Source organism: Flavobacterium sp., assembly GCF_027483985.1.
In the GTDB taxonomy this organism is placed as follows: domain Bacteria; phylum Bacteroidota; class Bacteroidia; order Flavobacteriales; family Flavobacteriaceae; genus Flavobacterium.
In genome coordinates this window covers 1-14,341 of sequence record NZ_JAIXTJ010000031.1, presented here as the reverse complement: position 1 = coordinate 14,341, position 14,341 = coordinate 1, and the positions used below count along the sequence as shown (strand labels likewise).

The 14,341-nt window shown below is 32.3% G+C and carries 10 protein-coding genes; 9 read left to right on the top strand and 1 reads right to left on the bottom strand.

The window, feature by feature from the left end; all coding sequences use genetic code 11:
* The first annotated feature begins 39 nt into the window (after positions 1 to 39).
* The 4 genes from Q0050_RS08365 (at position 40) to Q0050_RS08350 (ending at position 8,536) form a co-directional block, all read left to right on the top strand.
* On the top strand, positions 40 to 3,222 hold the full coding sequence (locus Q0050_RS08365) for a SusC/RagA family TonB-linked outer membrane protein (RefSeq protein WP_298394180.1): 3,183 nt from the start codon (positions 40 to 42) through the stop codon (positions 3,220 to 3,222).
* 12 nt (positions 3,223 to 3,234) lie between these two features.
* Positions 3,235 to 4,893: a SusD/RagB family nutrient-binding outer membrane lipoprotein gene (locus Q0050_RS08360; protein ID WP_298394176.1), complete on the top strand. Its 1,659-nt coding sequence runs from the start codon at positions 3,235 to 3,237 to the stop codon at positions 4,891 to 4,893.
* 130 nt (positions 4,894 to 5,023) lie between these two features.
* A complete protein-coding gene (locus Q0050_RS08355) occupies positions 5,024 to 6,982 on the top strand; it encodes a putative porin (protein ID WP_298394173.1) in 1,959 nt (652 codons plus the stop codon).
* Positions 6,983 to 7,174: 192 nt separating this feature from the next.
* Complete coding sequence (locus tag Q0050_RS08350; protein ID WP_298394170.1) at positions 7,175 to 8,536, top strand: pyridoxal-phosphate dependent enzyme; 1,362 nt, start codon at positions 7,175 to 7,177, stop codon at positions 8,534 to 8,536.
* A gap of 34 nt (positions 8,537 to 8,570) precedes the next feature.
* On the opposite strand, the gene Q0050_RS08345 is transcribed toward Q0050_RS08350, so the two are convergent.
* Complete coding sequence (locus tag Q0050_RS08345; protein WP_298394168.1) at positions 8,571 to 10,220, bottom strand: PNGase F N-terminal domain-containing protein; 1,650 nt, start codon at positions 10,218 to 10,220, stop codon at positions 8,571 to 8,573.
* 202 nt (positions 10,221 to 10,422) lie between these two features.
* On the opposite strand from Q0050_RS08345, the gene Q0050_RS08340 reads away from it, so the two are divergent.
* The 5 genes from Q0050_RS08340 to rpsU form a co-directional block, all read left to right on the top strand.
* Entirely contained in the window at positions 10,423 to 11,691 is a 1,269-nt protein-coding gene (locus Q0050_RS08340; RefSeq protein WP_298394167.1) for a DUF2851 family protein, read from the top strand.
* Between the two features lie 3 nt (positions 11,692 to 11,694).
* Complete coding sequence (locus Q0050_RS08335; RefSeq protein ID WP_298394166.1) at positions 11,695 to 11,916, top strand: PspC domain-containing protein; 222 nt, start codon at positions 11,695 to 11,697, stop codon at positions 11,914 to 11,916.
* A 2-nt stretch (positions 11,917 to 11,918) separates the two neighbouring features.
* On the top strand, positions 11,919 to 12,815 hold the full coding sequence (locus tag Q0050_RS08330; protein WP_298394165.1) for a helix-hairpin-helix domain-containing protein: 897 nt from the start codon (positions 11,919 to 11,921) through the stop codon (positions 12,813 to 12,815).
* Between the two features lie 36 nt (positions 12,816 to 12,851).
* The gene (locus Q0050_RS08325) at positions 12,852 to 14,024 is read left to right on the top strand and encodes an acyl-CoA dehydrogenase family protein (RefSeq protein ID WP_298394164.1); all 1,173 of its coding nucleotides are present in this window, start codon (positions 12,852 to 12,854) and stop codon (positions 14,022 to 14,024) included.
* Between the two features lie 224 nt (positions 14,025 to 14,248).
* On the top strand, positions 14,249 to 14,341 hold a 93-nt coding region (gene rpsU, locus Q0050_RS08320; protein WP_291249328.1), incomplete at its 3' end, for a 30S ribosomal protein S21.

Below are 14,341 nucleotides of genomic sequence, written 5' to 3'. Positions count from 1 at the left end.
TAAGAAGTTTGCGGAATAACTAACTCAAATAAATTTAATATGAGATCGAAGTTCAAATGGATTTTTACGCTATTAGTAGCGTTATCAATGCAGTTTTCGTTTGCACAAGAGAAAACTGTAACAGGTACAATTACCGATGGTAAGTTGCCTTTACCTGGTGCTAATGTTGTTATTAAAGGAACAACTAAAGGATCATCAACAGACATGGATGGAAAATTTTCTATCAAAGCTAAAGCTGGTGATGTTTTAGAAATTTCTTCAATAGGTTACGACAGCAAAACTTTAACTGTTGGTGCTGCCAATAGTTACAACGTTTCTTTAAAAGAAACTGCAACTGTTCTTAATGAGGTTGTAATTGGAGCAATGGGTATCAAAAGAGCAAAAGATGCAACAGTATCTGCTCAAAAATCAATTGGAAACAAAGAGTTAACTCAAGCTTCCAATCCAAATGCTATTCAATCTCTTGCAGGTAAAGTTTCAGGTTTACAAGTTAGTACTACAAGTCAAGGTGTTAACGCTGGAGTAAGAATTGTATTAAGAGGTAATAGAACTATTACAGGTGACAACCAAGCTTTGATTGTTATCGATGGTGCTATTTCTAACTCTACAGTTTTAGGTCAATTACCTCCAGAAGTAATTGAAAATGTAAACATTATTAAAGGTGCTCAAGGTGCTGCACTATATGGAGCACAAGGGGTGAATGGTGTAATTATTGTTACTACTAAAAAAGGTACAAATAAAGAGAAGTTTACGTTCGGTGTTAATTCATCGGTAGATTTTGAAAATGTAAATTTTGTTCCTGAAAGACAAACACAGTACGGTCAAGGTTGGGCTGCAGATCCAAACTTTGATAATCCAAGCATTCCAGGAGTATTAGCAACTTTTGTTCCTTGGGAAAATGGTTCTTGGGGTCCAGCTTTTAACAAGCCAGGATTTCCATCAGTTGTTCCTGTAGGTTTGCCACAAGCAGATGGTAACTTCTTGTTTACTGAGTGGAAGCCAATTAAAGATAATATCAAACAATTCTTTGAAACAGGTACTATCTATCAAAATGGATTTAACTTTAATGTTGGTGGTCCAGAATCGTATGCTTTCCTAGCGGTTAACAGACAAACTAGTGATTTCGTTGTTAACGGAGATAAATTAGTAAGAAACTCATTCTTGTTTAAAGCAGGAAAGAAAATAGGTAAATTCAGTATTGATGGTAACGTGAATTACATTACGCAAAATACTACTGAAACAGATAGTGATTTGTTTGAAGATTTAATTCAAACGGCTTCTAACGTACCAGTTTCTAGATTTAAAAATTCAGGTAACGAAGGTCACTGGACTGTTTATGCTCAAAACCCTTACTGGATTTCTAAAGCAGTTCGTAACGATGCTAGATCAAATACTATGAATGGTATCTTGACTTTAGGTTATGATTTAAACAAAAATATCAATGTAACTTATACAGCTAACGTTCAAGTAAGAAATACTGATGCTCAATCTCACAGAGATGCGTTTACAAACATTACTAACGTGTTTAGTATAGCGCCTTACACTTATTTTGGTGCAAATACTGAAACTTACGAAGCATTAGGAGGTTCAGCGTCACCTTCAAGTTTTTTTGCTAATCAATCTACTACAAGAAACATCTACGGTGATTTATTAGTGAACTTTGACTACGAGTTAACTAAAGATTTAGGTTTAAAGTTTAATATTGGTAACAATATTCAAGATAGAATGTTTAGAATTACTACACAAGGTGGTGCTAATTTAGATGTACCAGGATTCTATCATATTACAAATGTATTAAATCCAGCTAATCCATCAACTTTAGACAATAGATTAGTTCGTTCTAGAATTGTTGCAGGTTTTGCAAATGCTGATTTGAATTATAAAGATTATTTATTCTTGAATGCAACTGCACGTGCTGAACAAACCTCTTTTGTAAAGAATTCTTATTTCTATCCATCTGTTGGACTTTCATTTATTCCAACTAAAGCAATTGAATCATTGAAAGGAAATAAAGTTTTAAACTATGCAAAGATTAATGCTTCTTACACATCTGTAGGTAGTACTTCTGCTGTAGGTGTTTACCAAACTAATGAGTTAACTACTATACCACAAGGTTTTCCTTTTGGCGAATTAGCTGCTTTAGCTTATAACAGAGCTCCAACAGATCCTAATATTAAGCCAGAGTTTGTTAACACTTTTGAAGTTGGTGCTCAGTTTGGTTTCTTTAAAGATAGATTAACTATCGAAGGTTCTTATTATGTTGCTGAAACTAAAGACTTGATTACAAGAGCTACAGCTTCTTCTGGTTCAGGAAATCAAAATATTTTGACTAACGTTGGTGATTTATCAAACAAAGGTTTTGAAATTGATTTAGGAGTTACGCCAATCAAGACTGATAATTTCCGTTGGGATATTAGAGCTAATTACTCTACATACAAAACTAAAGTTATTAAGTTAGCAGATGGTGCAAACAGTGTTAATTTAGGTGCTAATGCATCAGTAGGTATTTTTGCTGAAGTAGGTGAAGAATTCCCTTTAATTAAAGGTACTGCTTTTGTAAGAGATGGTGCAGGTAATGTTATTGTAGATGCTAATGGTGTTCCACAAAGAACTTCTACTTTTGAAAAATTAGGAAAAGGTGTGCCAGATTATTTAGTTGGTTTAACTAACTCTTTTGAATATAAAGGGTTTAAATTAACAGCTGTTGCAGATATGAGAATTGGTGCTTCTGCGTACTCTTTTGCTAGAAACTTATTGTTATTTACAGGTGGTGCTACAGATACTGCAGGTTTTGATAGAACTCAAGGTTATGTTGTTCCAGGTGTTACAGCTACAGGCGCAGTTAACAATACGCCGGTTGCAAATGATCCAACTGCTGTTGGTGTTTTAAATTACTTTACAACAACTTATAGAGCTGTAGGTGAGGCTAACATTATTGATGCTTCTTTCTTGAAAATTAGAGAGTTGTCTTTAAGCTATGGTCTACCTAAGAAATTAATTGAAAAAACTGGTTTAGAAACTTTCAGAATTGGTGTTAATGCAAGAAATCCATTCGTTTTCTTAGCAGACGGTACTTTATTGAAAGCTAAAAATGGAGTTGAAAACCGTGGTTATGCTGATCCAGAATCATCTAATTCTACTGGTAATGCTCAAGGTATTATCAATATTGGTCAATACCCAAGTACAAGAACGTTAGGATTTACAGTTAATTTAACTTTCTAAAAAAAAATGAATATGAAAAAAATAAAATTTTTAGTACCGATATTAGCATTAGCTTTTGTATCGTGCGATCAATATTTGGACATTAATGATAGTCCAAATAACTTAACTTTTGATAAAGCTACACCAAGCAAGCTTTTGCCAGGTGCGCAAGTTTCAACTTATAGAGTACAAGTTGGAAATATGAACCAATTAGGTAACGTTTTTATGAATTCTTGGACAAGAAACGTTAACTCTTTTGGTAATGGTTTTGATAAAGAATTACAATTAAATTTAGATAATGGTTTTTATGCTCCTATCTGGGATGGGTTGTATAGAGAATTAAAAAATTATCAAGCAATTATTGATTATCCAAACCCTAGTGGGCAATACGATAATTATGTAGCTGCTGCAAAGATTTGTAAATCTTTTTACACACAATATATTGTAGATTTATATGGTAATGCTCCTTATTCACAAGCTTGGAAAGGTAGTGCTAATGTAACTCCTGCGTATGATGATGATTATGCTATCTACCAAGCGTTAATTGCCGATCTTGAGGATGCTAGAGATTTAATTGCTAATGCTCCAACAACTGTAGAAGATATTACTCCTTATGATGTAATGTTAGGTGGTGATATGGCAAGATGGGTTGAGTTTGCAAACACAGTACAATTAAGATTATGCTTACGTATGTCAGAAGTTACTGGTGCAAAAGCTACATTTAGAGATACTAAGCTTGCCGATATTGCTGCAGGTCCGTTTTTGTCTGATAACGTTGCAATCAATCCAGGTTGGACTGGCGCTACTGCAGATCAATTAACTCCGATGATTAGTAATTATTTCTATAATACAGATCAGTCAAATTTACAGAACAGAACTTTTATCGCAATGACAGGTCACGCTTGGAAGTCGCTTCAAAGTTATGCTTCAACAAACTATCCTGCTGCTGGTTCTCAAGAAATTATAGCTGGTTCAGGTGTTTTCTATCCTAATGTTACTGACCCACGTTCTGCTCGTATTTTTACTGGAGGAATCCAAGGTACAGCTGTAGGCCCAAGAAGAGCTGTTAACCAAGGTTCATCTTTTGTTGATGTTGCTGGTCCTACTACTGCTGTTCCAGGTCCGCCATCTAGATTAGGTGCTTTAGGTCACATTAATCCTTACGATCAAGCTGGTATCTTCTCTGGAGCTGCTGCTGGTTTCCCTGCTGATTTCTTCGGTGTTGATGGTTTCATTATGACTTATTCAGAGTCTTGTTTCTTGCAAGCTGAAGCTGCTGTTAGATATCCAGCTTTATTCTCTGGTGGTCAATTCTGGTTTGAAGAAGGTATTACTGATAGTTTTGCTTTCAGAAATGCAGCTATTGGTTCTTATATTGCTACAATCAATGCTAAATCAAATTTCGGTTGGACTGCTTCAACTACTAATGCTCAAAAATTACACGCAATTATGTACCAAAAATGGATTGCTTTAATGGGTATTAATGGTATTGAGTCTTACATCGATTATACAAGAACTGGTTATCCTTTGACGCCGCTTTCATCGAATGCAGGTCAAACTAGAAAACCATACAGATTAATTTATCCTGTATCTGAATATGTTGCTAACAGTGCTAACGTACCTGCAATGTCTCCAACAGATCCTTTCGTTATTAATGCATTAACTCCTTTCTGGGTTCCTGGTGCAAACTAATAATAGCTTAAGTTTCTAACTTATATTATAAAGACCGTCATTTATGGCGGTCTTTTTTTTGCTTTATATTATGATATGCTGTTGGTGTAGTTATAAAACATTTGTCTATTTTTGTTGCTTTCAATTTAATATGAGAAAATTATATTTTTTAGTACTATTTATTTTTCCTATTTTTCTGTTGGCTCAAGAAAAAGGTAAAGAAGATAAGCGTAAAAGTTTAGTAAAAACTGCTGAACAAAAGGCAAAGGAGCAAGCTCAAAAAGCCCCATATACTGCTTACAAAATAATTTCGGTTGATAGAGATACTACATTAGTTGATACAACTTTGTCAATTAAAAAAGAGTATGATTATAATTATCTGCGTAAAGATATTTTTGGTTTAATGCCTTTTCCTAATGAAGGACAAACCTACAATACTTTAGACTTCGGTTTAAATGAATTCAATCCTTATCCTGAATTTGGTTTTAAGGCGAAGCATTTTAATTATTTAGATGTTAAGGATATCAAATATTATTCTGTAGCAACTCCTTTGACAGAATTGTATTTCAAAACAGTTATGGAGCAAGGTCAAAATGTTGATGCGCTAATAACAATGAATACTTCCGAGAGATTCAATTTTTCTATTGCATTTAAGGGTCTTAGATCATTAGGTAAGTATATTAATCAACTTTCAAGCACAGGTAATTTCAGGTTTACAGTTAGTTATTATACTAAAAACAAAAAGTATTATTCAAATTTTCACTACACAGGTCAAGATTTACTAAATGGTGAAAATGGCGGTTTAACAACATTACAAGACTTTGAAAGTGAAGATCAGGCTTTTGTCAACAGACCAAGGCTTCAAGTTTTTCTAACAGATGCCAAATCATTCTTAAAAGGAAAAAGATTCTTCTTAGACCACAGTTTCAGGATCAATTCTAAAGACGCTAGTAATAATTTGTATATCACGCATCAACTTAACTACGAGCACAAATTTTTTGAATACAATCAAGCTACCTTAAATTCTCAAATTGGCACAGCACCAAATGTTGTTGAGTTTAAACGTTTTGGTGATGTTACTTCTGCAAGCGTTACAAGTATTAATGATCACTCAAGATATGATAGGCTTTACAATAAAGTAGGAGCTATTTTTGAAAACAAAACGCTAGGTAAGTTTCAGTTTTTTATAGAAAACTTTAACTATAAATATTTCTATAAACTAGTGCAAACCGTTGATGGTTTTACTTATCCCAACCAAATTAAAGCAACTATTAATTCAATTGGCGGACAATACGAATACCGAAAAAATAAATGGAATGGAAAAGTGCTACTTTCTAATTCAATTTCAACTCAAGCTTTTAGAAATTTTGATGCTACACTAGATTATAAAATCAATGATAAAAATGCAATCGCTTTTCAATATCAAAACATTAGTAAGCTTCCAAACCTAAATTATATTTTAAATCAAAGTAGTTTTAAAAGTTATAATTGGTTAAACAGTTTTAATAATGAAAAAATAAATACATTTAAAGTTGCTGCCAACACACAATGGGTAAAAGCTTCGGCACAATTTACTAACTTAAATGATTATCTATATTTTCAAGATAAAGCGCAAATTACAAACCAACAATTGGTTGCACCACACCAATACGCGTCAACAATTAATTATCTTTCTATAAATGTTGCTAAAGAATTTAAATATAAAAAATGGGCTTTAGATAACACTTTTTTATACCAACAAGTAACTCAAAAAGAAGCCATTCTTAACGTTCCGGATTTGACTTTTAGAAGTACGGTCTATTTTTCGACTGATGTGTTCAAAAAAGCAATGTTTCTCCAAACAGGTATAACCATAAACTATTTTACCAAATATTTCGCTAACGATTACAATCCTATTATTGGTGAGTTTTTTGTGCAAAATCAAAAACAAATTGGTGATTTTCCCTTGTTAGATTTCTTTGTTAATGCAAGAGTAAAACAAACTAGAATTTATCTAAAAGCTGAACATTTTAATTCAAGTTTCACAGGAAACACCTATTATTCCGCACCCAATATTCCGTTTCACGATTTTATGATACGATTTGGTCTGGTTTGGAATTTCTTCCAATAGTTTTTTTAGAAACGAATCGTTTGCGCGTTTTACTAAACCTTATTCCTGCTGTCCGAGTTACACGGTAACTTCTCCCATCAGGGTTAGGCAGTAATCCATTTTCTCTAAAATCAAGGTGTTGTAAAACCATTTTATTATCAATATCTTTGCCATTCAAAAAATAAAATTCCATAATCTTCATTCAAAAATTAAATGAATTATTCAGAAAATATATTAGGAACTATCGGTAATACTCCGTTAGTAAAACTAAACAAAGTTGTTGAAGGAATCGATGCACTAGTGTTAGCTAAAGTTGAAACTTTCAATCCAGGAAATTCTACCAAAGATAGAATGGCTCTTAAAATGATTGAAGATGCTGAAGCTGATGGTAGATTAAAACCAGGCGGAACCATTATTGAAGGAACTTCAGGTAATACCGGAATGGGTTTGGCTCTTGCAGCAATAGTAAAAGGTTACAAATGTATTTTTGTTATTACCGACAAACAATCTAAAGAAAAAATGGATATCCTTCGGGCAGTTGGTGCTAAAGTTATCGTTTGCCCAACCGATGTTGAACCAACCGATGAACGTTCGTATTATTCAGTTTCTAAAAGATTAGGTACTGAAATTCCAAATTCTTGGTACGTAAATCAATATGATAATCCATCCAATGCACAAGCACATTACGAACAAACAGGTCCAGAAATCTGGGAACAAACCGATGGTAAAATTACACATTTCGTTGTAGGTGTGGGAACTGGAGGAACTATTTCTGGAATAGGGAAATACTTAAAAGAAAAAAATCCAAATATCAAAATCTGGGGAATTGACACCTACGGTTCTGTTTTCAAAAAATACCACGAAACTGGAATCTTTGATGAAAATGAAATCTATTCTTACATTACCGAAGGAATTGGTGAAGATATTCTTCCTAAAAATGTTGATTTTTCGCTAATAGATGGTTTTACAAAAGTAACCGATAAAGATGCCGCAGTTTATACAAGAAAAATTGCTCTTGAAGAAGGAATTTTTGTTGGTAATTCAGCTGGTTCTTGTGTTAAAGGTTTACATCAGTTAAAAGAACATTTTAAACCTGAAGATGTTGTAGTCGTTTTATTTCACGATTCAGGTAGTCGTTATGTTGGTAAAATGTTTAACGATGATTGGATGCGCGAAAGAGGATTCCTAGAAGAAGAGGTAACCAAAGCCGAAGATGTAATCAAAGATCATATCGATAAATCGTTAGTCATAGTTAGAACGGAAGAATTAGTTTCACACGCAATAGAACGAATGCGAAAGTTTAAAATTTCGCAAATTCCCGTAATTGATATCAACGGTTTCGTTGGTTCAGTTGATGAATCTGATTTGTTTCAAAGTTATGTTTCTGATAAAAATGTTGCGGAAAAACCTATTAAAGAGGTAATGGGAAAACCTTATCCTATTGTTAAATTAGGAACACCAATTGAAGAAGTTTCTAAACTTTTTACTAAAGATAATCAAGCCGTATTGGTAGATTTAGGAAACGGAAAACATCATATCATTACAAAATATGATATCATCGGTTCAATAAAATAAACATCAAAACCTACAGTGAAAATTGTAGGTTTTTTTATTCTCCAATTAAAACTCCCGAAACATTCCAAGAACTAAAACTACTGCCTTCATTCGCGCCTTGTGGTATTTTAACTTGCAGAGTGTGATTGCCAGCTTTTAAGTCGCCAATATCAATATAAACAGGATAAGTAACCATACCTGGACACCAGTTCGAACGACTATAATCTGAAGATGATAATCCGTTAGGGAAATTTCCAGATGCTGGATTATACAATCGATACGATCCACAATCTTCTCTCCAAGGTGTAAAATGAAAAAGTTCTTTATCATCCAAAAACAGCGTATTTTTTTTAGGAACAAACTCATCACCATTTTCCCAACCGCCATGTCCAGTCGTGATATATCTTATTTTCGCGTTTTTTAAATCACTATTTAATTTAAAATTTACCACCAAACCTTTTTCAGAATTAAACATTGTTCCATATTCTTGTCCAGCCATTTCCATTACATTAGTAGTATTAAACAACGGAATAAGAACTGCTGCTTTACTCGCGCCATTATCTTCTGGATGAACGGTTATATTTACACTAACTTTATGTCCACCTTTGTCATAATTTCCTATAAAAGTTCCTATATAAACTTCTTTGTTGCTCAAAGCAGCAGTCAGTTCCGAAATATCTTGACGATAATTTACTTTCTCTTCCCAAACTTTATCCTTTAATTGAAGTGAATTGAAATAATTAATTCCAAAAGGTGTAAAAAAACGCATCAACTCTATTAAACAGGAATACTCATCACTGGAAACAACACCTTGGTATTGCTTTCCATTTCCGTTATCATAAATAGGTAACGTTTTTGCACCATTTTTTAAGCCATCCAAAAAAGATATTTTTTTATCAGTCGGAATCATAAACACCGAACCGGTTCTGTCATAAGCATCGCCATTAGATTGTTCGACAACATCGATAAAAACCTGACTACCTGTAGCTATTTTGGGAATTGAAACTCTTTTCAAGACTATCGTTCCGTTCGCAAATCTAAAAATACTGTCATTAGATTTTGAAGCATCCGAAAAATTAATTATTTCATCTTTAAAAATCGGAATGGTTGTAAATCGACTCTTCCAAACTAAATCGCGGTAGGTAAGTAAATCAATAGTTTTTGTTTCATCAATTTTTACAACTGGAAAATTCTTTACTTTTTCCACTTTTGTAGCTGCAACAACAAAATTCCCATTACGGACGGTTTCTAAAACCAAACCTAAATTTTGACCCAGTAACGATGGTGCGCCTTTTACTTTTAAATCGGTTGTATACCAAATTTCTATAGTGTTAGAATTTACTATTGTTTTTGCTTTTTTGCACATATAACCAAGAATTTTCTTGGTATCATTTAATAATTCAAAGGTTTGTTTGCCTATTGAAGTTGAGTCTTTTGTGGTAATTGATTTTGAATTATTTAATTGTGCTAATTGAAAATAATTCAATCCATTGATGACCGTTTGCTCAAAAGGATAAACTATTTTATTACTTTGAATGGCTTCCGATGAAATCACCGATTGTTTTTCATTTGAAAAAACTAAAATTGGATCCTGATTTTCAACAAGAGTTCCGTTAGATGTTCTTGTGTAAGTTATTTTATAGTTGTTTTGACTACTACTAATTGTTGATAATATTAAAAAAGTAATCGTAAAAAGATCTTTCATAGTTTGTTGTTTGTGTTACAAATATAAGTTTTGAAATGCCAAAAGCAAATTGTTTTAGATATTCAAGAAGTAATAAATTGGGTGAAATCTAGCTAATTATTGAGAACTAAAAAACTGAAATAACAAATATAATGATGCTATATTTGTTTAATTCAAATCAATAAAGTACTTTAGTGCCTTCAAAGCCATATAGATACTATTTATGAAAGAAGATTTTCTACACTACATTTGGTTGTATAAAAAATTGGATTTAGCCAATTTAAAAACCACAAACGGAGAAGTTATTACGATACTTAACTTCGGTCAGTACACCCAACTTTCAGGTCCTGATTTTTTTAATGCCCAACTAATTATCGGAAATCAAAAATGGGCTGGAAATATTGAAATTCATATTAAATCTTCCGATTGGTATGTTCATAACCACGAGAAAGACGATAACTACAATAATGTTATTCTTCACGTTGTTTGGGATAATGACACTCCTATTTTTAGAAAGGACAATACTGAAATTCCTGTTTTAGAATTAAAAAATTATATTTCTAAAGATGATATAAATAAATATCAAGAATTAATCTCTAAAAAATCGTGGATATTTTGTGAAAATCAAATACAAAATATACCAGATTTTATTTTTTCAAATTGGCAAGAACGATTGTTTTTTGAGAGATTAGAACGAAAATCAAAATCCATTCAAATTTTATTAGAAGAATCTGAAAATGATTGGGAAGCAGTTTTATTCTGTATGTTAGCCAAAAACTTCGGGCTCAATACTAATGGTGAAATGTTTTTGAAAGTAGCTAAATCCATTACCTTTCCAATCATTAGAAAAGAAGCTTTAGAAGTAAAGTACCTTGAAGCATTGTTTTTCGGACAAGCAGATTTATTTCCAACTGAAGTTGAGGATTATTATGCTAAAGAGCTGAAGGCATTGTATGATTATAGTATGCTAAAATACAAATTGCTCCAACCTGCAATTGCTCCAATTCAGTTTTTTAAACATCGTCCTGATAATTTTCCGACAATCAGGTTAGCACAATTAGCAATGATTTATCATTTGCAGAAAAATTTATTTTCTAAAATAATCGCTGCCAAATCTGTTCAAGATATTTATCAAGTTTTTAATAGTTCCGTAAGTGATTATTGGAAAACGCATTATACATTTGATAAAGTAAGCTCCAAAAAAGAGAAGACATTATCGAGATCGTTCATCGATTTGTTGATTATTAATACTATAATTCCAATTCAGTTTGCATACGCAGCAAGTCAAGGAAAAGAAAATTCTGAATTTTTAATAGATTTTTTATCAAATATTCCTGCAGAGAAAAATATAATTATTGAAAAGTTTAGTACATTTGGAATTAAATCTAACAGTGCTTTTCAATCGCAATCACTTATTCAATTGAAGAATGAATATTGCAACAATAAGAAATGTCTGCAATGTGCCGTTGGATTGGAATTATTAAAAAAATAAATGATGATTAGAAACATACGCTACTTTTTTGAAAAACACGGCTTTCATGTTTCCTCAAGGCTTGCCGATAGGTTGGGTATGAGAGCAACTAGTGTGCGTTTGTTTTTTATTTATATTTCATTTGTTACGGTTGGTTTAGGTTTTGGTTTTTATTTGACTTTGGCCTTCTGGATTAAATTAAAGGATTTAGTTCGAGCCAAAAGAACATCTGTTTTTGATTTATAAAAGTGAGGAATTCTACTTACATAAAAGCACTATTAAATTTTTCGAAAGAACAGCGAATCGGAATTCTATTGTTATTTGCATTAATAATTGGCCTTCAAGTAGTAATTTATTTTGTTGATTTTTCTTCTGAAGAGAAGAGTTCCTTGGATAAAAATAATTGGCTTTCGCTACAAAGCAATATTGATTCACTTAAGCAAGAAAAGCCTCAATCAGGTTATAAAATATACCCATACAATCCAAATTTTATTACCGACTTCAAAGGATATAAGTTAGGAATGACCACGGCTCAAATTAACAGATTACTGGAGTTCCGAAAACAAGGAAAATTTGCGAATTCGCCCGAAGAGTTTCAGAAAGTTACCGGAATTTCTGATTCTTTATTAAAAGCAATGTCACCTTATTTCAAGTTTCCCGATTGGGTTAATAAGAAAAATTCACAGCAAAGCCGCGGAAAAGGTTGGATAGATTATTCTAAAAATAATTTTGAAAAGAAAGATAAAAAAACAGTTATTTTAGATATTAACACAGCATCTAAAGAAGATTTGATGAAAGTCTACGGAATTGGTGATGCAATTTCTGACAGAATTTTAAAACAAAAAGAAGTTTTTGGTGCGTTTGTTTCAATGGAACAAATGAATGATATTTGGGGATTGTCACCAGAAGTTGTTGAAAAACTCAATCAAAGTTTCAAAGTTGTCAATCCAAAACCCAATAAAATTAATATTAATAATGCTTCAATCAAGGAATTAGGTCAGTTTCCTTACTTCAAATATCCAATTTCAAAAAATATAGTGACTTATAGAAGTATGAATGGAGATATAAAAATTGAGGATTTAACAAATATTAAGGCTTTTCCTGTTGATAAAATAAAAATAATTGCCTTATATTTGGAATTCTAAAAAAAAGCATTAAAAATTATATAATTTTTTGATAAAATGAATTCAATATATTTCACAGAAGAACACGAATTATTCAGAAAAAGCCTTCAAGATTTTTTACAAAAAGAAGTGGTGCCTCACATTGGAAAATGGGAAAAAACCGGCACAATAGAGCGTTTTATATGGAAAAAAATTGGTGAGATGGGTTTCTTTGGAATCAATTATCCTGAAGCTTATGGAGGTTTAAATTTAGATTTATTTTATACTGTAGTGTTCCTTGAAGAGCTTCAGAAAATAAAATCTTCTGGTTTTGCTGCAGCAATGTGGGCGCACGCTTATCTAGCAATGACACATTTGAATGCAGAAGGTGATGAAAGAATTAAACAAGATTATTTAGCTCCAAGTATTGCTGGAGATAAAATAGGTGCCTTGTGTATTACAGAACCTTTTGGTGGAAGCGATGTTGCAGGAATGAGAACTACAGCTGTTAAGGTTGGTGACAAGTATATCATTAATGGTTCTAAAACGTTTATTACTAATGGAGTTTATGCTGACTATTATGTGGTAGCAGCTAAAACAAGTCCAGAATTAGGAAATAAAGGAATTAGTATCTTTTTACTTGATACCAATTTAAAAGGAATATCGGCTTCAAAATTAGATAAGCTAGGATGGAGAGCATCAGATACAGCTGAGATAGCATTTGATAATGTAGAGATTCCTGCAGAAAATTTAATGGGACTAGAAGGGAAAGGTTTCCCTTATATAATGGAGCATTTTGCTTTGGAACGTTTAATTATGGCTATCAATGCACATGCTCGTGCTGAATATGCTATTGATTATACAATTCAATACATGTCAGAGCGTGAAGCTTTTGGAACAAAAATCAATAAATTTCAAGCGCTGCGTCACACAATGGTAGAACATGCAACAGAGGTCGAACATTGCAAAATTTTTAATTATGCAGCCGTTGCAAGATTAAATCAAGGTGAATATGTAGTTAAAGAAGCTACAATGGCAAAATTAAAGTCAACTAAAGTAGCCGACGAAACCATTTATAGTTGTTTGCAAATGTTAGGAGGTTATGGTTATATGGAAGAATATCCTATGGCTAGATTGTTAAGAGATAGTCGTCTTGGGCCAATAGGTGGCGGAACTTCTGAAATTTTAAAAGAAATATTATCCAAAATGATAATTGATAATCAAAATTACAAACCAGCAGATAAAAAGTAATTAGATTAAATTTATGTAACATCTTTGATGATGTAATTTTAAATTTTAATAGTTTTTAAATAAAAAAAAGAGTTTCTAACTGAAGCTCTTTTTTATTGTCAAAAATAAAATAGGTTATGAATGAGGTGTTGCTGCTCTAATCGGATAAAAAAAAGTAAAATTCTATTTCATATTTAAAAAATTATAGTACTTTTGCAGCCTTAACGAGAGGAGGTGTCTATATTATGTTAATTATACCAATTAAAGACGGAGAAAATATCGATAGAGCATTAAAGCGCTATAAAAGAAAATTTGATAAAACAGGAACTGTTCGTCAG

Coding starts and splice junctions, on each gene's coding strand:
- Q0050_RS08360 (WP_298394176.1), top strand. CDS start 3,235: ATGAAAAAAATAAAATTTTTAGTACCGATATTAGCATTAGCTTTTGTA.
- Q0050_RS08350 (WP_298394170.1), top strand. CDS start 7,175: ATGAATTATTCAGAAAATATATTAGGAACTATCGGTAATACTCCGTTA.
- Q0050_RS08355 (WP_298394173.1), top strand. CDS start 5,024: ATGAGAAAATTATATTTTTTAGTACTATTTATTTTTCCTATTTTTCTG.
- Q0050_RS08325 (WP_298394164.1), top strand. CDS start 12,852: ATGAATTCAATATATTTCACAGAAGAACACGAATTATTCAGAAAAAGC.
- Q0050_RS08340 (WP_298394167.1), top strand. CDS start 10,423: ATGAAAGAAGATTTTCTACACTACATTTGGTTGTATAAAAAATTGGAT.
- Q0050_RS08345 (WP_298394168.1), bottom strand. CDS start 10,220: ATGAAAGATCTTTTTACGATTACTTTTTTAATATTATCAACAATTAGT.
- Q0050_RS08365 (WP_298394180.1), top strand. CDS start 40: ATGAGATCGAAGTTCAAATGGATTTTTACGCTATTAGTAGCGTTATCA.
- Q0050_RS08335 (WP_298394166.1), top strand. CDS start 11,695: ATGATTAGAAACATACGCTACTTTTTTGAAAAACACGGCTTTCATGTT.